Here is a 22,519-nt window from a genome sequence, read left to right as displayed (position 1 = left end):
TCTTTATTAGGCTTTGTTTAGTAAGGGTTTGGAGACCAAACTCCTACGAAGCATCAATTGTATAGGTACTACAAAACTCCTGTATGGCTAAAAACTTTCTACCTTACGGGTAAAAATGTTTAATATAATCAGGACTTACGCAAAGAAACCCGGTTTCTACGGTAAATCATTGTTTTTGACAATAAACATCTACGAGAAACCGGGTTTCTGGGTTCGCCTACGTAAGTCCTGATTATATCATAATTATTAATATTTTTCAAGCTACAAATTGTCAAACAAAAAGGCAGGCAAAATGCCTACCTAAAACAAAATTTTATTGTCTAACTATTGTCCAATAGTAACTAGGATAACATCGCGATCGCGCCACCAACCAAGGTTTGCAAATTATCCACTAGAGCAGTAGTAATTCCATGAGTAAAAGGTAAACTGTCGAGCGCGATCGCTAATACAACTAACTTCCGTGAAACTGTAAATACCGCATAAACTGCTCGACTCAAGTGTAACGGACAAACCAACAATAGAAAAATATAATTTGAGAATAGACTGTGCGATTATATTTACGATTGATTATTTTGCTGATTTACTTGATTTAAAATTAATTAAATTATTCAGAATTCCAAACCAAAAAGGCGCTCCCTGAGAAATCGCAATAATACTTAGAATCCATCCTGTAACAGCCTTAATAATATGAGGAAAATCCAAAGGTGTAAACTGTTCTTTTAGTGGTTCCGAAAAATTCCATCCAATAGGCAAATTATCTATTCTATCTAAAGCCATAAAAGTTGTAGCTAATTGATCTTGAAGACAACTTTCAAATTCGGTGTCATTATCGAGTTCAGAACATGAACTCGATTCAGAATTTGAGACTATTACTTCTGTTATTTTATTGCTGATAGTTGAGGTAAGTTCACTTTTTGATAAATTATTAATAATGTTTACTGTGTCAATATTGAACATCAAAACAATTATTACAGATAAGATAATAGAAATATTTTTGCTTTCTTGAGCATAAAGTTCTAAAGCAGATTTTATTGACCTATTATACCAAGATTGAAGTTGTTTATCTAAATAGTTAATTTGCTCTTTTTTGTCTTGAAATCTATTGATAGCTGTTCGTGCCATTCGAGAAAACTCTAGTTTGATTTTTTCAGAAAAATATTCACTGCTATTAATATCTTCCATGATTTTAGTTAATTCATACTTATTATAGAAATCTTCATCTTTATAGTTTAATTCTTCTGCCACTAGGAGCATTAAATTTGCAACAAATTCTTCAGCAGGTATTCGTTCTAATTCCTGAGATATTAATACTTTTCGTTGTTTGACCTTTGATGATTGAGATGGATTAGTAGGCGAGATTAAATATTTTTCAAAAAATTTGTCTGTAAGAGAAAAACTCCCGTCGTTTTTCCCTTTTTGTTGTTCCTCTCCTAACAACATATAAATAAATTCTTTTAATTTCTTAGCTTTTAAGTCAAAGAATATTCTTTCTTGAATTGTCAAAATGATAAAACTTGAAGCTAAATAAATAAAAATGAGAGTGACTGCGATGTTGATGATAGTGGATAAAGTCATTTCAGTTATCAGTTATCAGTTATCAGTTATCAGTATTTCTTACTCAAGTAGGAGAATTAAAATACTGTAGTTTACTTTTTATTTGTCAATTGGATATGGTGATGTTTCTTCCCTATCCTATCCTACGGAATGTTCAGCAAACGACTGCTTTTTATACCCTTAAAAGGCAAGGCTGTTGATGTACCTCACCAGGGTGAAAACCGCCATAATATAAAATTTTTCAGTCAATAATATTGATTATAATACCATAATAAGTACAACAATCTTATTATTAAAAATTTAGTTTTTCAAACTTCTGTATAGTCAAGGTTTTCCAGGTATATTCACCTCCATGGAATTTCTCTAGTTTTTATTTCTCTAGACTCAGATGCTATTGTCAGTTCTCTACCTTCAAATGCTGTTGTTGGTCGCTGTAATTTTAGGTTTCTCGAAACAGTTTTAAGAATTCCTAATTGCGAAGCAATCCACTCTACTGATTCTTCTCCTCCCCAGTAATCACTATGATCGTAGGTTGTTTCTTTGGTATTAGACCAAACTCCCGTATTGGGGTTTCCTTTTAAGCCTACAGCCTCATCAAATCCTTCTCCTGCCATTGCTTGACCTATGCCAAAAAACTTATTTAAGACACCATCTTTTCTTGAGTGTAAGATACGGTATTTTTCTGTAGAAGAAATACTAGGATTTAAGGGTTTATCTGGTTTTACTATAGATACTGGAACAGCAGGAGCCATTAAAAAAATTTCCAATTTCAGGTTAGTTTTTATGGTCTTTTTTAAAGCTTCAAGCAATAGACGACACCCTAAAGAATGCCCTATTAATGTAATACTAGGTGGCTGATTATTTGTGGAAATTAAATTTAATTTGTTCAAATATTCAGCAAACCTTTCTCCACAAATCTTAGCTTTTTTTACTGCTTGAAAATAAAATAATGGACTCAAAAAAAGTTTATCAGAAGGCCACATAAACCAATAGATGGCTTTGTTTAATTTTGATAATTGACTAGAGTATTTACTAAAGTTTTTTTCAAACTTTTTGTATGCTACTGTCGCCCCTTCTTCGGAAACATTATATCCATGAACTAGAATAATTATTTCACGATAAGGGATTTCAGTTTTACCATCAACTTTTTCTTTGATGGCATATATATTTTCTCGGATGGTTATTATTTTATCTTCCTGCATTGTTGTCTTTGAGTATTTTCAGATATTGTTAAAATTTAACAGCAAATTTTTTCTATTTTTTGTAAAGTATATTGACGAATAAATTACGGATTGTCGGCGCTAACAATCCTGATACTGTAGAAATAGAAATATTAAATATAATTTCATAATCATAATTCCCAACTGCCAGGCGAGTAGGAACAGTTAATAAGAACTCTAAAATTAGAAAAGCGATCAAGACTGAGAAAGCATAGTCTACTTTGAGCAAAAAGTCAGCTAAAGTGATTTGAAGATCGTCGAGACCTATCTCTGCCTGATTCAGTACCTGTTCCTTTATCCTAGATAAATCGCTTTGTTCCTCCTCCGATAAGTTTTGAGTATTTTGATTTTTTAATTTTTCTAAATTTTCTGGAGGTACATTGTAAGCAAATATCTCTAATAAATCACCTTCTCCGGACTCAAGTTGATTCCGTAAAGCATTAGCAATCTGACCACATAGCTGTTGATAGGGAAGAGAATAAAGATTTGATCCATTACCTGTACCTACCGAATTTTGAAAAACAATCATCCTCTGCTTAATAGGAGTAAGATTTCTCCTTTTCATCCATTTTTCAATAGAAAATTTTTGTAGCAGAGAACGAAGATGGAAAAAATTGTAAAAAGCTTCTGTTAAGATAGCTGTTAGAATTGACTGCATCAGAATGGTGCTAGCAACATTCCATGTATTGCTATGTAATCTTTGTACTACTTCTCTGAATTGTTTGGAATCAGCACCTGAGACTCCAACTACTAATGTCAGTAGTCTTAAATATAGTAAAGTATGCATAATTTAAACTCCTAAAGTCCTAAAGTAACAAGCTATTTAACATTTACAGGAATGCATGAGGATAGTGAGGTACACTAATCGTCTAGTATTCATAATATAGGCTTTCAGACTGTAACAAGCAGGATGCTTGTGTTACCAATATTACTATAGCAATCCTAAACAGGTTGCAAGATTTGATGGTTTTTTCTCACAAACGATTTCTTATGGCTATAACAGGTTTCCAGACTGTAACAGATAATAAAATTTTAGAAACTGTTTGTAAACTCATAAAAACCTCTCTCCAAAGCTCTCTCAAACAAGGAGAGAGGCTTTAAAAGCCCCATTCCCTTGTAGGGAAGGGGGGCAGGGGGGTTAGGTTTTTAGGATTTATCGGTTTCATCCAACACTTCTCAAACAAGGAGAGAGACTTTGAAAGCCCCATTCCCTTGTAGGGAAGGGGGGCAGGGGGGTTAGGTTTTTAGGATTTATCGGTTTCATCCAACACTTCTCAAACAAGGAGAGAGGCTTTGAAACCCCCATTCCCTTGTAGGGAAGGGGGCAGGGGGGTTAGGTTTTTAAGATTCATCGGTTTCATCCAACACTTCTCAAACAACTTCTTGGGTAGTCCTGTAGATGTAGTGATATTTATGAGTAAATCCCTTTTATTGTCAGAAATCTAATTGCAAAAATCACTACTTATACACCACTACCAAATTTTGTACCTCACTAACTCCAAAATTGCTGTAAACAACTATATATTCAATTTTTCTTAAAGGCAATAGGCAACAGGGAATATAAAATCTAAATTATTCTTGGCTCATAACATACAAGCTTGATTAATTTTTTGACAAGAACTATAACCTAATTCTTGATATTTGTCAAGCCAAAAATTGTCAAACAAAAAGGCAGGCAAAGTGCCTACCTGAAACAAAATTATATTGTCAGGACTTACGCAAATTCCTAGAGGGTGAATGCCATTCGCCCCTACTACATAAGGTGGTTCTGCGTAAGTCCTGATTGTCTAACTATTGGACAATAGTAACTAGGATAACATCGCGATCGCGCCACCAACAAAGGTTTGCAAATTATCCACTAGAGCAGTAGTAATTCCATGGGTAAAAGGTAAACTGTCAATCACCATTACTAAACACAACAACATCATGTAGTAGATGGAATACTTAAAGAGTGATCGCGCCACATCTTTATTATCAGGATCTTTCAACAACTGCCAAGCTTTCTTAATAAAAATTGCACCGAGGTAAGTCGCCAATACCGCATAAACTGCTCCACTTGCGTGCAACGGATAAACCAACAACAACGTCATCGGGATCAAAATCAGAGTGTAAACCCAAATCTGTCTAGCTGTTTCCTCATTTCCTTCAATCACAGGTAACATCGGCACCCCAACTTCCTTATATTCATCGCGAATATAAATTGCCAATGCCCAAAAATGAGGAGGAGTCCAGATAAAAATAATTGCAAACAGTAACCAAGCTGCCCAACTCAACTCCCCTGTAACCGCTGCCCAACCCACTAATGGAGGAATAGCACCAGCAGCACCACCAATTACAATATTTTGAACGCTGTGACGTTTTAACCAGTGAGTGTAAATACCAACATAAAAAACGATTCCAGACATTGCCAACAGTGCAGCTAGTAAATTAGCAAAAACTGTCAGCAAAGTAAATGATGTCGCTGCCAGAGTCAAGGCAAAAATCAGAGCATGACGGGGTTGAACTCTCCCAGATGGAATAGGACGCCAGCGAGTCCGCTCCATAATATAGTCAATATCGCTGTCGTAGATGCAGTTGATAGCATTAGCGGCACCAGAAGCTAATGCACCTCCTATTAATGTCACGAATAACAATAATGGAGCAACTTCTCCTTTTGCACCCAACCACATTCCGGCTGCAGTTGTTATCAGTAGCAGCAGAATAATGCGGGGTTTTGTAAGTTGATAATAGCTTTTAAATACCTGTAGGATATTGTCGTGGCGTCGTGGAAGACTATGAGAAATAACTTCTTGCATGGATTTTAATTTGTTAATTTTCTGTTTAAGCTGGTTATTATTTCCGTCATTTCTAAATTTATGGGAATATAAAAACGGATATTAGTGCCAGTTAATTTTTGATGTTAGCCAGTTTGAAAAATTTAGTTACTTGTATAGCAGCACTACACATCTAGCTTATATCAAGTCTCATTAATTAGCCATAATAAATCAGCTATCTTTAGTCATCTAAAAGATGACTTCATGCTGTTAGCCAAGAAATAAATTTCTTGGCGGATGACAAAACTTGAGCTGATAGCTGATAGCTGATAGCTGATAGCTAATAGCTTAAAGCTACAGCTAACGTTTCTAATCTAATAACTCACAAAAGAGGGGTATATTACTGTATCCATGTTAACAATTAAGCTTTTGCAACTTTTAAATCCCGCCAAGCAATAACAGTAAAAGCTACTAAAGTTCCTAATAACGCTGCTCCTACAGCTTGGTGAGACACAGTTAATAACTCAATTTGCAGGCGTAACCGAAAAGTCATAACGCCCAAACCAATTTGAGCTAATACTAATAAACCTGCCCAATTTGCTAACTTGCGCAACAACGGATGTAAGGCAGAGGTGCGCCGCGCCATTACTACTAATGTTAACGTTGCTAAAGTAGGAGGAACAACGCCAATAATGTGACTATTCATTATCTTGCAAAGTTCTGCCAGGCCAAAACATTGATGCAACGCCCACTGAGAAGCAACTAACCCGCCTACTAAACTTTGTAAATAGACGAAAATAGCAGCAGTTAATCCCACCCAAGGTAATTTACCAACGTTGCCAGTACCTTTATATGGAATCATTGCCATACCTATAACCAATAGAGTCATAAAGTAAAGTAACGCCGTACCCAAATGAGCAGTAACAATATCAAAACGTAATAATTGTGTAACTGTTAATCCACCCAGTACACCTTGGAAAACTATTAGACTAAAAGCAAAAGTGGATGCCCAGGGTAGCCAACGAGGGAGTTCCTGTCTGTGCCACCATGATAAACCCATCAGAGCGATCGCTCCAAAACCGATTAAACTTGCATCTAATCTGTGAAACCATTCTAAAAATACTTGTAGGTTCATTTGTGCCATTGGTACTAATTTACCATAACACAACGGCCAGTCAGGACAAGCTAAACCTGCATTCATTACTCTAGTCGCACTACCAATAGCCATCAATATTAGGGTGGCTACACATAGTTTCCATACTAACCCTCGAATGCGTTCCCGTGCTGGTGACTGGGAGTAAATAATTTCATTATTATTTAAAACAGAATTGGCCATAAGTTTTACATTTTATTGTTGCTATTATTGTTGCTAATTTAACCAAATACTAAGTATTCACAAAGGGATAAAGGTAGATGATTTTTGTTACTATAAAGGATACTATTTGCATAGTTGTTTGGCTTTAGAAAGTTTTCTGATTTTAATTTTTCTTCACAGTTTATCCCTATATTTTTTGCCAATTTTCCAAAAAGTTAAAAATAAACTTTTTGTGATATTTTAAATCACTAAAATATGAAACTTAAGAGTACATATTCAATTTTAACTTTCCAGCCACAAAGCGTGGGGCACTTTATGATTGCAATAGTTAAAATAATATAAACTCTGCCTAGAGAAATTGTAGATAAAATGGAGAAAACCTAAAATATTCTTAAAAAGTAACAATTATATCTTAGTTATAATTAGGTTCTTAGTTTAAACTAAGTAGTTGAATAGGACAAAAAGTCACAGGCTCCTCTACCTAGGGTAGGATGAGGTAAACCTAAGTAAGGAGGTAAAGCATGGAAGAAAAAGAAAAAGTACCAGTCTCAATAATAACTTTAGTAGGTGGTATAGTAATCACCATAATTAGTTTATGGGTTGGTCAAAATCATGGCCTCTTACCAGAACAAGCTTCCGAACAAGCGCCTCTGGTTGATGGTTTTTTTGACGTAATGTTTACGATAGCAGCAGGCTTATTTTTAGTGGTAGAGGGCACAATTGTCTTTTGTGCGATTAAATTTCGTAGGCGCAAAGGAGATGATGGCGATGGTGCCAACTTTAGAGAAAATTTACCATTAGAAATATTTTGGACGGCAATTCCATCCATAATTGTAATTGGTCTTGGCATCTATAGTGTAGATGTATACAGACAGATGGGTGGATTCAATCCAAATGGCACAATGATGGCTCATCATCATGCTCCATCTCATCAGCAAGTGGCAGAAATGCCTGGTTCTGCTATTGCTGCTCCCCTAATTGCAGATGCTGAGGGAATGGAATCAACAGAAGCAGTTCAAAAAGATAGTTACAAATATGGCTTGGGAGCAACTCCTGAAGAGGGAGGAAAAGCAGCAGATGTAGTAGTTGACATCACTGGTATTCAATATGGTTGGCTGATCAACTATCCTGATAGTGGCGTCATGGCAGGAGAACTTCATGTTCCTGTAAACAAGGATATCCAAATCAACCTCTCTGCTCAAGATGTAATTCACTCTTTCTGGATACCTGCTTTCCGTCTTAAGCAAGATGCAATTCCTGGTAAAGATACCCAACTGCGTTTTGTAGCTACTAAAACAGGAGAATATCCAGTTTATTGTGCCGAACTTTGTGGTGCTTACCACGGAGCAATGAGAAGCAGTGTTGTTGTTCAAACTCAAGAAGAATACGACACTTGGGTAGAAGAAAATACTTTTGCTCAACAACCAGAATTGAATCAAGCTGTAGCAGTAAATACTGCCGATTTATCAGAATCGGAATACCTCCAACCCTACTCTCAGGAGATGGGAATTAATTCCGAAACATTAAATCAAATTCATTCAGCCGATCGCTAAAAAAGCGCTCTGGGATTTGAGAGAACAATCAATCAAATCAAATTCGCTGATTTTAGAGAATAAGATTATACCATCAGTATTGGCAAAAACTCCAAGTTTGGTAGGGGTTTGGTGACCAAACCCCTAAGATTAGAGGTACTGATAACTGATGTAGCGCTCTGGGATTTGAGAGAACAATCAATCAAATCAAATTCGCTGATTTTGGAGAATAAGATTATATCATCAGTATTGGCAAAAACTCCAAGTTTGGTAGGGGTTTGGTCACCAAACCCCTACGATTGGAGATACTGATAACTGATGTACTGACACTCCGCGAAGTGTCACTACTAACTGATAACTGAAATGACACAAACACAAACTCCTTTAGATACTCAATCACAACCAGAAAAATCACATCCGGAAGCCTGGAAGTGGTATCACTACTTCGGCTATAACATAGACCACAAAGTCATCGGCATTCAATATCTGGTTACTGCCTTCTTCTTTTACCTGATCGGTGGTCTAATGGCAATGGGTTTAAGAGCAGAACTCTATACACCAGATCCAGACGTTCTCGATCCAAATGTCTACAACTCCTTCCTGACAAACCACGGCACGATAATGATTTTCCTCTGGATCGTGCCTGCTGCCATCGGTGGTTTTGGTAACTATCTAGTTCCCCTAATGGTAGGAGCAAGAGACATGGCGTTCCCTAACTTGAACGCGATCGCCTTCTGGCTCAACCCTCCTGCTGGAGCATTATTAATTGCGAGTTTAGCTTTAGGGGGAGCGCAAAGTGGTTGGACAGCATATCCGCCACTCAGCATTATCACCAATAACGCGGGACAATCTTTATGGATTCTCAGTATCGTGTTAGTGGGAACTTCCTCAATTATGGGTTCGTTGAACTTTATCACCACTATCCTCAAAATGAAAATTCCTAGCATGAAATGGGATCAGCTTCCCCTATTCTGCTGGGCAATTCTCGCCACCTCCGTTTTAGCTCTATGCTCCACTCCTGTTTTAGCAGCAGGTTTGGTAATGTTATTATTTGACATCAACTTTGGCACCGGCTTCTTTAGACCAGAGATGGGCGGTGATGTGGTCATCTATCAGCACTTATTCTGGTTCTATTCTCACCCAGCAGTTTATCTGATGATTCTGCCAATATTCGGCATTCTCTCAGAAGTTATCCCTATTCATGCTCGCAAACCAATATTTGGTTATAAAGCGATCGCCTACTCCAGTCTCGCTATTTGTGTAGTAGGTTTGTTCGTATGGGTACACCATATGTTCACCAGTGGAACTCCAGCTTGGATGCGGATGTTCTTCACCATCTCCACTCTAATTGTGGCAGTTCCTACCGGAGTCAAAATCTTTAGTTGGGTAGCAACCCTCTGGGGCGGAAAAATTCGTTTTACCAGTGGAATGCTTTTTGCCATTGGTTTATTAGCAATGTTCGTTATGGGTGGACTAAGTGGCGTAACTATGGGAACAGCTCCCTTTGATGTTCACGTCCATGATAGTTACTATGTAGTAGCTCACTTCCATTACGTTCTATTTGGTGGGTCAGTATTTGGTCTCTATGCAGGAATCTATCACTGGTTCCCCAAAATCACAGGTCGGATGTACAACGAAACCTGGGGTCGGGTTCATTTTGTCCTTACCTTGATTGGTACTAACCTTACCTTCCTACCCATGCACGAATTGGGTTTACAAGGAATGCCACGTCGAATTGCCATGTATGACCCTAAGTTTGAATCTATAAATCATATCTGTACTTATGGATCAATTATCCTTGGTTTGTCTGTACTTCCATTCTTCATCAACATGGTTTGGAGTTGGATGTATGGGCCAAAAGCTGGCGATAATCCTTGGGGTGGTTTATCTTTGGAGTGGACTACTAGCTCACCTCCCATAATCGAAAACTGGGAAGTATTGCCAGTGGTTACTTATGGCCCTTATGATTTTGGCTCGAAGAAAACTCTTGGTATTAGAGAGCGGTTCAACCTGATTTCTACACCAAGTTCGAGAGCTAAAGAAACAGGTATCCCTGTATCAGAAGCTGATTCTTCATCCTTATATAGTGGTTCTGGTGATTCTGAGAATCCTCCAGGCAAAAATTAGGTATAAGATATAACTTCTATTGTATTGGGTTGAGGCAACTATAACAGAAGTCAGAAGTCTGTAGGGGCGAATGGCCATTCGCCCGTACATTCTTGCTTTGACTAAATTTGAGAGGCGCGAGAATGTGTTAAACGCCCTGGCAACTGCTATAGATCCAACCTAATACAAAGCTGATAACTACTCAACTATCCAACCTCAGAAATTATTTCGTTGATTTAGGTACAGAAGATTATGCAAGGTTCAACCATTGAGACAACTAATAATTTAGTTGATACTTCAGTTCATTCGGCGTCAGTAGAAGCCTCCCATCACGAAGAACATCAGGATTTAAGAGTTTTCGGATTATTAACGTTTCTCGCTTCTGAATCTTTGATGTTTGGAGGACTATTTGCTGCTTATTTAATTTATAGAGCAAATGCAGGAGTTTGGCCTCCTGAAGAAACAGAGGTAGAGTTATTATTGCCGACAATTAACACTATTATTCTGGTTTCCAGTAGTTTTGTGATTCACAAAGGCGATACTGCGATTAAAAAGAATGATATTTCAGGAATGCGCTTATGGTATATAGTTACAGCAATCATGGGTATCATTTTCTTAGGTGGTCAGGTTTATGAGTACATGACTTTGGGTTATGGTCTGACTACTAATGTCTTTTCCAACTGTTTTTATGTAATGACTGGTTTCCACGGTCTCCACGTTTTTGTTGGTGTATTACTAATTCTTGGCGTGTTATGGCGTTCTCGTCGTGCAGGTCATTACAACGAAGAAAAGCACGTTGGTATTGAGATGGCAGAAATATATTGGCACTTTGTTGATATTATCTGGATTGTTTTGTTCACTTTACTTTATATTTTGACTCAATTTTAATCCAGAAAATTTTGTTTTGAACATGAAGCAATTGATTATTTTTTAACCTCCATTGGAGGTTTTTTTATGCCCCTTTATGCAATAAATAATATCAAATCCGTTTGATATCAAATCTGCTTGCTTACAGCAGTTTTCCTGCACGGTAGACAACAGTAGGGACGTTCCATGGAACGTCCCTACGGAGTTTTGGTTGTGACGATGTGCTTCATCAAGAAAGAAAAGCGCTGTAGGAGAATAAGGTTTTATTATCAGTCTTGGCAAAAAATTACGTAGGGGTTTGGTGACCAAACCCAAATCAATTAGGGGTTTGGTGACCAAACCCCTACAAGGCATGAATAGTACCGATACTACCGGGTTTGATATGATTCGGTATAAAAAGTAGATCAGTGGTACAATTATAAGATGAGTCAGTGCAGTAGGAGTATTAGGAGGATTTTTCCCCCATTCTATTAGTTCTGCTCAAACATTATTTAGGTAGTTACGCCTTGGGCTTTTTTCTCTTTAGCCTTTTTGGCTTAGTTTGCTTAATTAATGATTTTCCGAAAAACATTTATTCAAGCAAGACAACCAAGTCTTTATTCTTAACAAAAAGGAGTTTAATTTATGACAAAAACTACTTCAGATATCACAACTGAAAAACCTCAAAATTTCCTATCTCTGATTTTCGCCCCTAATCAAGATTCCAATCTGACATTTCAAATAGCATGGACTTTATTGCGGGTGATTTCTGGGGTTGTGATGATTCATAATGGTTTTCACAAGCTTGATGATGTAGAGGGTTTTGCAACTAATGTCGTTTCTGGTATACTGGGTTTTCCATTTCCGACGTTTTTCACCTATTGTGCAGCTTATACCCAAATAGTAGGATCGATACTGCTAATTTTAGGATTACTGACACGCCCTGCAGCGATCGGTTTGTTCTTTGTAATGCTCGTAGCCATATATTTTCATGTGCTTGAAGATGGATTATTTGATGTCGCTTCTTATCAGGCAGCATCTCTCTTCGCAACTATGTATTTATTCTTAGTTATTAATGGTGGGGGGTCATTTTCTCTCGATCGCCTCATTGGCGAAAAAGTAGGAAATTCTGATTAGAAATATTTGTCTGTTTGAATTCGCCTAAAGGTTTACTAACTGTTAGTAAACCTTTCTCGGACGCTGTTATAGCAATCATACCCGATGGTGAGCGCCAGAGGTACTGATAACTGAAATGACCTATTGTGGTATTTCCTACAAACAACATTAAACTACTGCTTCAAAACCAAAGTGATTGCATAAAGGCATTGGCGATCGCTCATCAACGGCGGAATTCTGTTCGCCCAATATAATAAATTCTCAAACTAGGTTCACCTTCTACTAATTCACTAAATTTTTCTACTATACTTTTCGCATAAGGAGTTGCTAAGTGCTTATCAAGGGAGCCTCTACTTTTCCACTCTTCAAAAAATATAAATGAATTGGGATAAGTGGTTTTTTCATAAACATTATAACAGAGAAAAAAGAAGGCTTAATTTTTTAGAAAGACTAACCATATTGCTTATTAGCTATTGATATACAATGATAGGTTATAGCAGTCGAACCAAAGGTTAGGACTTTACTAAATACTGAAACTCAATCAGGGATGACTTCTAACTTTGGAATTTTGACTTGCCCGTAGCCCTATATGCAGGAATTATCCTAATTTATATCTAAAATCTAAAATACTTACTATGGATATTAAACGAGTAATTATTGCTCATAAGGCCAGAGATGATATGAGTCGTCATTATGCAGAACAATGTGCTAGACAGTTGGAAAATAGAGGATGTCAAGTGTTGATGGGTCCAAGTGGGTCACAAGATAATCCTTATCCAGTTTTCCTTTCCTCCAGCACTCAAAAAATTGACTTGGCAGTAGTTTTAGGGGGAGATGGTAGTGCCTTAGCAGCAGCTAGAAATTTAGCAGCAGAAGGTATTCCTATATTAGCAGTTAATGTGGGAGGACATTTAGGTTTTTTGACCGAGAATTTTGAAGATTTTCAGGAAACAGAGAAAGTATGGGATAGGTTGTTTGAAGACCGCTATGCAGTACAACTACGAATGATGTTACAGTCGGCAGTATTTGATGGCGATCGCTCAAACCTCAAACCAGCAAGCGATCGCTTTTTAGCGTTGAATGAATTTTGTATTAAACCTGCTTCTGCTGATAGGATGCCTACTTCTATTTTGGAGGTAGAAGTTGATGGTGAGGTAGTAGATCAATATCAAGGGGATGGATTGATTGTGGCAAGTCCCACAGGTTCGACTTGTTATACTGCTTCTGCTAATGGACCTATTATGCACGCTGGTATGGCTTCTATTTCTGTAACTCCAATTTGTCCTTTAAGTCTTTCTAGTCGTCCTATTGTACTTCCTCCTGGTTGTATAGTTAGCGTCTGGCCTTTACAGGAACAGGATCTAACTACTAAACTTTGGGCAGATGGGGTCTTATCTACTGCTATTTGGCCGGGACAAAGGGTAGATGTGCGTATGGCAGATTGTCAAGCTAAGTTTATTATTTTACAGGAAAATTATTCATTTTTCCAGACTCTCAGAGAAAAACTACAATGGGCAGGTGCCAGAATTAAGTATCAAAATTACCATCGGAGTAGTTAGGGAGGTGTGGGAGGTGTGGGAGGTGTGGGAGGTGTGGGAGGTGTGGGAGGTGTGGGAGGTGTGGGAGGTGTGGGAGGTGTGGGAGGTGTGGGAGGTGTGGAAGGTGTGGGGAACAAGTAAGAAATATTTACTCCGTCATTTTTAGTTATTAGTACCTACTATTAGGCTTCTCCAAAAATGAAAAATAAAATTAATTATTATCCATAAATTATCAATTACTCTCCCTTTCAGTTAAGTGTTCCCTATTTCCTCTTTTCTAGAGATGTCTATTGAAGCATCAGGATTAAAATACTGAAGTTTATTTTTTTATCCCCTTAAAAGGGAAAGCTTGAGAGCTTATTTTTTTGTCAGTAATACCACATTAATCACCGAATATTGTAAGTAGTTTAAATAAGGAATAGCTGATCTGACTAATTGCAAGATTTATGAGTAATATCATTTCCGGATAATTAGGTATAATAAAACTTTCTTCTCCTTAATACTTTATTTTTCTCTCTTATTCTCTCCTGAATTCTGTACGTTGCAAATCCGACGACTCCTCTACCTGACTCCTACATTTTTATTGATTTATAACTAAGTAGATAAGTACGAAAAAATCAAAGTATTTAACGAAAAGTAAAAATCTCAAAAACCTCTTTTATCCTGCCTTTTTCCTTATGCTTCCTGCCCGCTCATAACAACAATTTTTAACGTCTACCTACTTATTTAACCGGACATGATATAAAATGGGATTTATTCAGAGCAGAAAAGTTATCAAAGTTAGTTTAATTAATCTGCTTTTATTAGTAATTATATTGAGTTTAATTGAAGGTCTATCTAGCATCTTCTTAATGTTTTATAGAATTAGCAAAATTCAACCAATGAGTGAAATACGTCACACTCAATATGATGAACTATTAGGATGGGTGAATATTCCTAATGTGGATATTCCAAATATGTATGGTGAGGGTATATATTTTAAGACAAATTCTCAATCATTGAGAAATAACCAAGACTTTTCTATTAATATTCCTCCTAATAAAGTTAGAATAATTTGCTCTGGGGATTCTTTCACAATGGGATGGGGAGTTAGTAACGATCAAACATGGTGTCAATTATTAATATCTATAAATCAGCGTTTGCAAACTATTAATATGGGTCAAGGAGGATATGGTATTGACCAAGTTTATTTATGGTACAAACGTGATGGTACTAAGTTTGAGCATAACATTCAGATATTTGCTTTTATTACTGATGATTTTGTGCGGATGCAGCGAGCAAAGTCTTTGGGTTATGGAAAACCATTATTGTCTTTAGAAAATGGGGAGTTAGTTAATCATAATTTTCCTGTGCCTAGAGGTGCTTTTTTAGTTCCAAAAATTACAGAAGGTAGTAGATATATTCAAGAGTTAAGATTTTTAGGTCTATGGCAAATATTGTTTCCAAGAAAGTTGGAAACTGATAATCAATATGTTGCTCAAACTCCAGCTATAGCTATGAAAATATTTGAGGAATTGGCAGAAATAAATAGAGAGAAAAATAGTAAATTGGTGGTGGTTTATTTACCTATTCGTGCGGAGCGGATAACCGCTGAAAGCATCTAAGTGGGAAGCCCACCTCAAGATGAGTGCTCTCACTACGTTAGGTAGGTAAGGTCACGGGGAGACCACCCGTTGATAGGTGTTAAGTGGAAGTGCAGCAATGTATGGAGCTAAGACACACTAACAGACCGAGGGCTTGACCTCCATTTCAATCTTTGACTTCACAACTATGCAGCCTTCATTGTTTCTAGTTATTCCTGGTGTTTATGAGGCTATGGAACCACTCCGACCCATCTCGAACTCGGAAGTGAAACGTAGCGCTGGCGAAGATACTTTGGGGGTAGCCCCATGTGAAAATAGCTCAATGCCAGGATTATTATTGCTTAAAGTCTGTTTCTGAAATCTTAGAAACAGGCTTTTTGGTTTTTGTAGAGAAGTAAATTTGTTAGTGGAAAAGGCGATCGCTGAATTAAGTTACTTTTTCAAAATTTTGTAATTGTTTATGTGGGATAGACCATAATAATAGTGTAGGAATTCTCGAAGGTATCTTTCAATATTTTTCTGAAATTAACAATTGGCTAAATAAATCAACTGAAAATTAGTTATTAATCAACAAGTTATTATTTTTGGAGAAGTTTGATTCCACAAATCAAGCATGATTTTTGGGAATTTTCAGAATGCTGAATATAAGTTACCTTTTCAAAATTTTGTAATTGTTTATGTGGAATTGATCATAATAATAGTGCAGGAATTCTCGAAGGTATCTTTCACTATTTTCCTGAAATTGAAAATTAGCTAAATAAATCAACTGAAAATTAGTTATTAATCAACAAGTTATTATTTTTGGAGAAGTTTGATTCGACAAATCAACCATGATTTTTGGGAATTTTTAGAATTAGGATAGATAAATCATGCTTATTTTCAGTTAGTATTGTAAAGTTTTATTAATTTTATAGAAAAACATAGGAAAACAACTAAAAATATCTTAGACTGAGAAAGGATTGCAGAACAGCTCGTTAAATGTTTACAGGAGGGATAATACAGTTAGTAGAACGTACTATTATTAAAAAAAATCATCTGGTGTCAAATACAATGAGTCATGTCAATGTACGTTTAAATACCGATACGAAAAGTAGTCCCAAACGCTTTTAGCAATGGGATAGAGGGTGTTGTAGTTCACCCCGTTAAGGTAACACTTAATTAAAACTAAGTCAAGGAATATTTTTCTATAGATTTAGTAACTATGTAATATCAATTCTCAAAAGTAACTGGAAAGTTAGTGTAGATTTATAATCATAAAAAAAGTCAATGTTAGGAGTACCAAAAATCGAAATTTCTGAGTTGGTAGAGACCTTCATTGACAGGTTCAGAATATATTTTTGAGGCATTATCTCTCTAGCTACTTTCGAGAATTAATATAAATAAATAGAGAAAAATTACCCTTTTACACAAACAACTTGTTTTAGAGTTGCCACAACTTCTACTAAATCAGTTTGCTGCTTCATTACTTCTTCAATAGATTTATAAGCACTAGGAATTTCATCAATAACACCTCCATCTTTCCGACATTCTATTCCCTCAGTTTGCTTCACTAAATCATCTACAGAAAAACTCTTTTTAGCTTTAGTTCGAGACATTAATCTGCCCGCACCATGACTACAGCTACAATAACTTTCATGGTTTCCTTTTCCTTTGACTATAAAAGATTTGGATCCCATTGAACCTGGGATAATTCCATAATCTTCTTCTTGCGCTCGGACAGCACCTTTTCTAGTTACATAAACTTCTTCTCCAAAATGCACTTCTTTTTCAGCATAATTGTGATGACAGTTAACTTCTAATAATGGTTTGGTTGGTTTACCTCCCACTAAGTGCTTTTCAACTATTCGTTTAAAACGAGCCATCATTACGTCTCTATTAAACCGAGCATAATTTTGTGCCCATTGTAAATCGCGCCAGTAAGCGGCAAATTCTGGTGTATTAGTTATAAAATAGGCTAAGTCTAAATCTGGCAATTTTGTATCTGCCAATTTTGCTAATTCCTTGGCAGTGTCAATATGGCATTGAGCTAATTTATTACCAATATGACGAGAACCTGAGTGTAACATTAACCAAACGTTGTTTTCTGTATCAAGACAAAGTTCGATGAAATGGTTGCCTCCACCTAGAGAACCCATTTGTTTGAGAGCTTTACTTTCTAGATTTTTTACTCCTGGATGTAATTCTTTAAACTCTCTCCAATTCTGCCAATTAGTGACAGATTTTTCTATTTTTTTGTTGTCAGAAAATCCTACAGGAATAGTTGCTTCTATATCTTGTCTGATTTTTTTGAGCTTACCTTCTAGTCGTTCGGCAACAAAAGGCATTTTTACTGCACACATTCCACAACCAATATCTACACCTACAGCAGCAGGAATTATTGCTTCTTTTGTGGCAATGACAGAACCTACTAATGCACCTTTACCTAAATGGACATCTGGCATTAGAGCAACGTGTTTGAAGACAAATGGTAAGGATGCTACATTTTTGGCCATTTTGTTTTCTTGATGCTCTAGGGAATGATTTGCCCAAGACAATACTGGTTTTGGGGTTGAGAGGTTGAGTTTTTCGTATGGCATTTTTGATTTTTAGTTATTCTTGATTGTTTATCTATATTTGTACTACAGCATAACACAAAAAAATACAAAATGTTAAGTAAGGATATAAAAAATATAGTTATGAGGAGAACTAATGAACTAAGTGCCTATGCAAAATTAATTACATATTCTGTTGACTCTCTTCCCTGTTCCCTGTTCCCTGTTCCCTGTTCCCTCTCTCAACTAGGAAATTAATTTTGCACAACTACTTAGACAAAACGACTAGGAGATAATTGCTGGATAATCTCATCATTTTCTCCTGCTAAATAATTAGCAAATCTTTTAGCTAGGGGAGGTACCAGTGCGAATGGACTACTAAAGCCAGAAAAAATATGTATTCCTTCTATATTAGGAATAGCTCCTATGAGGGGTAAGTCGTCAGAACTGTATGCGATTAAGCAATGATGCCAGGTTGCTGGTAAATTTTCTAATGCAGGTAAAACTTTTCCTATCTCTACTCGGATAGCAGTTTCACTTTGAACAGGATCGATTTTAGCGTGGGGGTCAGTGAGTACGCGGGAAATTTGACCTATTCTAATACTATTATTTTTAAACTGAACTGCGCCAGCATCTAAGCTAAACGGTACAAACTTATGACCAGGTTCATCCCACATTTGCTCAAGTTCAACTGTACTTGTAGCAGCTTCATATTCAAAACGTTTCTGTACTGCTGGTATCACAATGGTATTTAGTTGTAAGTCAACAGGAGGAGTTTCTAGCATCTCAGCATGGGTGAAATAAACACGGGTAGAAATACCTGCTGACTTTAGGAAGTGACGGGAAATTCCACCTGCACAAACAACAATATTGGCAGCGTGATAGGTTTTGTCGGTGGTGTAGACTCCGGTTATGCGTTCAGAACAGCTATGGGTTGAATTATCCCTAGTTTTGACTAATCCAGTTACCTCTGAAATTTCAATTTGACCTCCTAACCTCGTCAATGCTTGAGAGTATCCTAAAGTTATGGCTTCTGGAGAAACATGACCTTGACTGACAGTGAAAGCTCCCGTGATCGCCTCTTTATTTAATAAGGGTTCCATTTCACAGGCTTCTTCAACACTTATGAGGCGAGGTACAATATTATACTCAGAGAAATTAGTAGCTATTTTTTCTGGGTCATATTCGGGGGCGATGGTTAACAATAAATCTAATTCTCTAAATTGGGTATCTGTTTCTAATTCTTCAGATAGATAATGATGGCGTTGTCTTCCTTCCTGAAAAAGTTGATTGGTCAAATCTGTAGTTCCAAACCAGTAGGGTAAAGTAGCATAACTATAACGACTTGCACCTTTTAAACTAGAGTATTTTTCCAACAGGAGTACAACAAAACCTTTTTTTGCTAGTTCATAACTAAGAGCTGCTCCAGTTATACCACCCCCAATTACAATCCAATCGTAACTTTTCATATATTTTTTAATATAACACTTTCCTGATATAATAGTAGGTATTTAGCTAATAACAAACATTAGATTATTTAGCCAAACAATTATGCAGTTTATTAATGAGTTATTGAAGATAAATACTAAACTAAAGATTGCAATTTGTAGACCTATACTTATATTGCTATTCAGTATAATTTTGCCTACTTTCAGCCTAGCACAGTTGCCTCGTTTTGATTCTCCTATACCTAAATCTCCTTCTCAAGAAAAACAGTCTTCGACCGTATTACCATCAAATACTCTTCAAAGTCAGTCTAGTCAACCTTCTGAGCAATCAATTGTTGATGGCTCAACAGCTCCTTTACCTGGAGAAAGACAATTACCTCTAGGAATTATCAAAGTTGTGAATGGTTTTGTCAATATTAAACTCACAAATAAAACTGCTGCTAAAATTTCCTATGAGGTAATTGGAGATACTACACAACGTCAGTTATCAGGTAAATCTGAAGTTATTTTAAGGACATTAAAAGTGCCTGTAAATATTACTTTTTATCGGGAGAAGGGAGGCTTTTTATTGATACAACCACAGTTCATTGCTGAAAATGGTGTTTTAGAGCTGATTATGACTGAAACTAATGATTTTAATTTGGATAAGTCTAGTTTGTTAATTGAGGAAACTGGAAGTTTATTTTTAAATTAGTTATTAGACTTCTTGCAGAAGTCAGGGAATAGGGAATAGGGAATATGGAATATGGAATAGGAAATTAAATTGTTTATTTCATATCTTGAATTGATTTCATTTTTGATTTTTGGATATGTCTATTGCTTAAATGCTAGTTTTTTGATTGTATAGATTTTTTGACTAAATTTATTGATATATTTACTCAATAATTTTATATATCTATAAAAAATTACAAGGAGTAGGTAGTATTCTTTAGTTTCAATAAGGTTTTAGGTTAATAGTTCAATGAACCTATCCCACTAATAATATTTTTGCTGAAAAGCCCAAATATTGTTAAAGATAAAAACGAAAAATCCAGCTTTTCAGGAAAATTTTACCTAAGTAAATAAGCATTTTTAGAATAGTGAGATAGGTTGTAAGCAGATCCAATGTACCAACTTGAGAAAAGAAATAATATTTCCTTATATTCAATTCCGTTGTGGTTTTAACCAGAGGTAATTATCAATTATAAATTAATGAAAAGCTATCAAATTCCGAGTGTAGTGATGATAACTTTAATATCTTTAATCATAGATTTTATTAAGAAGTAAATTATATAGCAATCCTCTAATATATTTGTGTATAAAAATCTTACCGCTTTTAGGGAACACTTAACTGGGAACAGATGGGAATTTCGGCTTTTTTATCTACTTTTTGATTACCCGCAACTTATGCGCGGATTGCTATAATAAATATTTTTATTGATAATAATTATTAAATAATTAATCTAAAAAAAAAGAAATTTTCTCAATTAAATAGTTCTAATTTTTATAGAAAATTTTTCTATAATTTTTGTAATTTTTGTCTATAATTAGAAATAGTACCATAACCAGTAAATAGATGACTGTAGACTCTCAAGCAATCAGCCATAAATGAAATGGTTGAATGTATTTCTTTACCTAGGTATTTGGTGAATATGTCTAATAATGATCGAGAAGATAAAATTCAGGTAAATTTTCAATTAGCTCGTAGTAAGTGGGAAAGTTTCCAAGTCAAGTGCAAGAATAATGGTGCTTCCATATCAGAAGTTCTACAATTTTTAATTGAGCTTTACTTAGCAGAAGAAATAGATAATTATCAAACTATTTTATCCGTTAGTTTGGCAACTAAAGTTGATGCAGAAATAGGAAAGTATATAGGAAATAAATTAGATAGATATATAGATAAATACATAGAAAAAAAGTTGATTCAAGGAATTGAAAAAATAGATGATCCTCAAGAATTAGTAACTACTAAAAATAATAATAAATTAATCAATGTAGGAAATAATAGCGAAATAGTTAGAGAGAAATATCAAGAAAAAAAAGTCTTAACAAAAGAAACAATCGATCAAAAAGAAGTTAAAAAAAATCAATTTAGCAATGAGGGGAAAGAATTAAAAACTGCACGAGAGCTAGCCAAATTGTTCGGTTGTTCTGCTGCATATATAACGACTCTTAACAGATTAGGTGACTTACAAAAAAGAGGGTGGAGAGATTCTGGAAAAAGACAAGGTAAAGCTATTCTTTATCAACAGATATAAACCTTTAAAGTGACAATATTTTGAGAAAATTATACCTGTTGAATCAATTGAGTTTTTCCTTGATGATTTACCCTTGCCAGAATTATTCTTTTTCTGAAGCACCCCCGAAAATCTGATGACTAAACTAAGACGTCTGAGTTTTCCCTTGATTATTTATCCTTGCCAGAATTACTCTTTTTCTGAAGCACCCCTGAAAGTCTGATGACTAAACTAAGACGTCTGAGTTTTCCCTTGATGATTTACCCTTGCCAGAATTATTCTTTTTCTGAAGCACCCCCGAAAATCTGATGACTAAACTAAGACGTCTGAGTTTTCCCTTGATGATTTACCCTTGCCAGAATTATTCTTTTTCTGAAGCACCCCCGAAAATCTGATGACTAAACTAAGACGTCTGAGTTTTCCATTGATGATTTACCCTTGCCAGAATTATTCTTTTTCTGAAGCACCCCCGAAAATCTGATGACTAAACTAAGACGTCTGAGTTTTCCCTTGATGATTTACCCTTGCCAGAATTATTCTTTTTCTGAAGCACCCCCGAAAATCTGATGACTAAACTAAGACGTCTGAGTTTTCCCTTGATGATTTACCCCTGCCAGAATTACTCTTTTTCTGAAGCACCCGAGTCTAATTACTCAGACGTCTGAGTTTTTCCCTGATGATTTACCCTTGCCAGAATTATTCTTTTTCTGAAGCACCCCCGAAAATCTGATGACTAAACTAAGACGTCTGAGTTTTCCCCT

At 35.9% G+C, this 22,519-nt stretch carries 16 protein-coding genes, 1 rRNA gene, 1 pseudogene and 1 other annotated feature; of the genes and pseudogenes, 9 read left to right on the top strand and 9 right to left on the bottom strand.

Features of this window, described 5'->3' with window-relative positions; translation table 11 throughout:
* Window positions 1-341 precede the first annotated feature (341 nt).
* The 6 genes from F6K40_RS03520 to F6K40_RS03495 all read right to left on the bottom strand — a co-directional run bounded on the left by F6K40_RS03520 (window position 342) and on the right by F6K40_RS03495 (window position 6,863).
* Window positions 342-515 (bottom strand): hypothetical protein, encoded by a 174-nt coding sequence (locus tag F6K40_RS03520; protein ID WP_293131460.1) that lies wholly within the window; start codon window positions 513-515, stop codon window positions 342-344.
* A 52-nt stretch (window positions 516-567) separates the two neighbouring features.
* Entirely contained in the window at window positions 568-1,575 is a 1,008-nt protein-coding gene (locus F6K40_RS03515) for a hypothetical protein (RefSeq protein ID WP_293131457.1), read from the bottom strand.
* A 323-nt stretch (window positions 1,576-1,898) separates the two neighbouring features.
* Complete coding sequence (locus F6K40_RS03510; RefSeq protein ID WP_293131454.1) at window positions 1,899-2,756, bottom strand: alpha/beta hydrolase; 858 nt, start codon at window positions 2,754-2,756, stop codon at window positions 1,899-1,901.
* A 52-nt stretch (window positions 2,757-2,808) separates the two neighbouring features.
* Window positions 2,809-3,561: a hypothetical protein gene (locus F6K40_RS03505; RefSeq protein ID WP_293131451.1), complete on the bottom strand. Its 753-nt coding sequence runs from the start codon at window positions 3,559-3,561 to the stop codon at window positions 2,809-2,811.
* 1,021 nt (window positions 3,562-4,582) lie between these two features.
* Window positions 4,583-5,569 carry a heme o synthase gene (locus F6K40_RS03500; RefSeq protein ID WP_293131448.1) on the bottom strand — a complete coding sequence of 329 codons (987 nt, stop codon included), beginning with the start codon at window positions 5,567-5,569 and terminating at the stop codon, window positions 4,583-4,585.
* Between the two features lie 379 nt (window positions 5,570-5,948).
* Window positions 5,949-6,863: a COX15/CtaA family protein gene (locus tag F6K40_RS03495; protein WP_293131445.1), complete on the bottom strand. Its 915-nt coding sequence runs from the start codon at window positions 6,861-6,863 to the stop codon at window positions 5,949-5,951.
* Window positions 6,864-7,363: 500 nt separating this feature from the next.
* Here F6K40_RS03495 and F6K40_RS03490 point away from each other — a divergent pair, with 500 nt between their 5' ends.
* The 4 genes from F6K40_RS03490 to F6K40_RS03475 all read left to right on the top strand — a co-directional run bounded on the left by F6K40_RS03490 (window position 7,364) and on the right by F6K40_RS03475 (window position 12,463).
* A complete protein-coding gene (locus F6K40_RS03490; protein WP_293131442.1) occupies window positions 7,364-8,395 on the top strand; it encodes a cytochrome c oxidase subunit II in 1,032 nt (343 codons plus the stop codon).
* Window positions 8,396-8,737: 342 nt separating this feature from the next.
* Window positions 8,738-10,501, top strand: coding sequence for a cytochrome c oxidase subunit I (gene ctaD, locus F6K40_RS03485; RefSeq protein ID WP_293131439.1), 1,764 nt, complete (start codon window positions 8,738-8,740; stop codon window positions 10,499-10,501).
* Between the two features lie 231 nt (window positions 10,502-10,732).
* Entirely contained in the window at window positions 10,733-11,368 is a 636-nt protein-coding gene (locus F6K40_RS03480; RefSeq protein WP_293131436.1) for a cytochrome c oxidase subunit 3, read from the top strand.
* A gap of 603 nt (window positions 11,369-11,971) precedes the next feature.
* The gene (locus F6K40_RS03475; protein WP_293131433.1) at window positions 11,972-12,463 is read left to right on the top strand and encodes a DoxX family protein; all 492 of its coding nucleotides are present in this window, start codon (window positions 11,972-11,974) and stop codon (window positions 12,461-12,463) included.
* A 202-nt stretch (window positions 12,464-12,665) separates the two neighbouring features.
* Here the strand turns inward: F6K40_RS03475 and F6K40_RS40595 are convergent.
* A pseudogene (locus F6K40_RS40595) lies at window positions 12,666-12,854 on the bottom strand (putative quinol monooxygenase); the annotation flags it as partial.
* 223 nt (window positions 12,855-13,077) lie between these two features.
* On the opposite strand from F6K40_RS40595, the gene F6K40_RS03470 reads away from it, so the two are divergent.
* The 3 genes from F6K40_RS03470 (at window position 13,078) to rrf (ending at window position 15,894) form a co-directional block, all read left to right on the top strand.
* Window positions 13,078-14,001 carry an NAD(+) kinase gene (locus tag F6K40_RS03470; protein WP_293131430.1) on the top strand — a complete coding sequence of 308 codons (924 nt, stop codon included), beginning with the start codon at window positions 13,078-13,080 and terminating at the stop codon, window positions 13,999-14,001.
* Window positions 14,002-14,014: 13 nt separating this feature from the next.
* Window positions 14,015-14,146, top strand: coding sequence for a hypothetical protein (locus tag F6K40_RS03465; protein WP_293131427.1), 132 nt, complete (start codon window positions 14,015-14,017; stop codon window positions 14,144-14,146).
* A gap of 1,331 nt (window positions 14,147-15,477) precedes the next feature.
* Window positions 15,478-15,713, top strand: a sequence feature (23S ribosomal RNA rRNA prediction is too short).
* A 64-nt stretch (window positions 15,714-15,777) separates the two neighbouring features.
* A 5S ribosomal RNA gene (gene rrf / locus F6K40_RS03460) occupies window positions 15,778-15,894 on the top strand.
* Between the two features lie 1,063 nt (window positions 15,895-16,957).
* On the opposite strand, the gene F6K40_RS03455 is transcribed toward rrf, so the two are convergent.
* Both F6K40_RS03455 and F6K40_RS03450 read right to left on the bottom strand, forming a co-directional pair.
* A complete protein-coding gene (locus F6K40_RS03455) occupies window positions 16,958-18,139 on the bottom strand; it encodes an RtcB family protein (RefSeq protein ID WP_293131424.1) in 1,182 nt (393 codons plus the stop codon).
* Between the two features lie 227 nt (window positions 18,140-18,366).
* Complete coding sequence (locus F6K40_RS03450) at window positions 18,367-19,563, bottom strand: NAD(P)/FAD-dependent oxidoreductase (protein ID WP_293131421.1); 1,197 nt, start codon at window positions 19,561-19,563, stop codon at window positions 18,367-18,369.
* A gap of 172 nt (window positions 19,564-19,735) precedes the next feature.
* On the opposite strand from F6K40_RS03450, the gene F6K40_RS03445 reads away from it, so the two are divergent.
* Together F6K40_RS03445 and F6K40_RS03440 are read left to right on the top strand one after the other, a co-directional pair.
* On the top strand, window positions 19,736-20,236 hold the full coding sequence (locus F6K40_RS03445) for a hypothetical protein (protein ID WP_293131419.1): 501 nt from the start codon (window positions 19,736-19,738) through the stop codon (window positions 20,234-20,236).
* A gap of 898 nt (window positions 20,237-21,134) precedes the next feature.
* Complete coding sequence (locus tag F6K40_RS03440; RefSeq protein WP_293131417.1) at window positions 21,135-21,779, top strand: hypothetical protein; 645 nt, start codon at window positions 21,135-21,137, stop codon at window positions 21,777-21,779.
* Window positions 21,780-22,519 lie beyond the last annotated feature (740 nt).

This window comes from Okeania sp. SIO3I5, from assembly GCF_010672085.1.
Lineage (GTDB): Bacteria > Cyanobacteriota > Cyanobacteriia > Cyanobacteriales > Microcoleaceae > Trichodesmium.
This window is presented reverse-complemented; position numbering and strand designations above follow the sequence as displayed.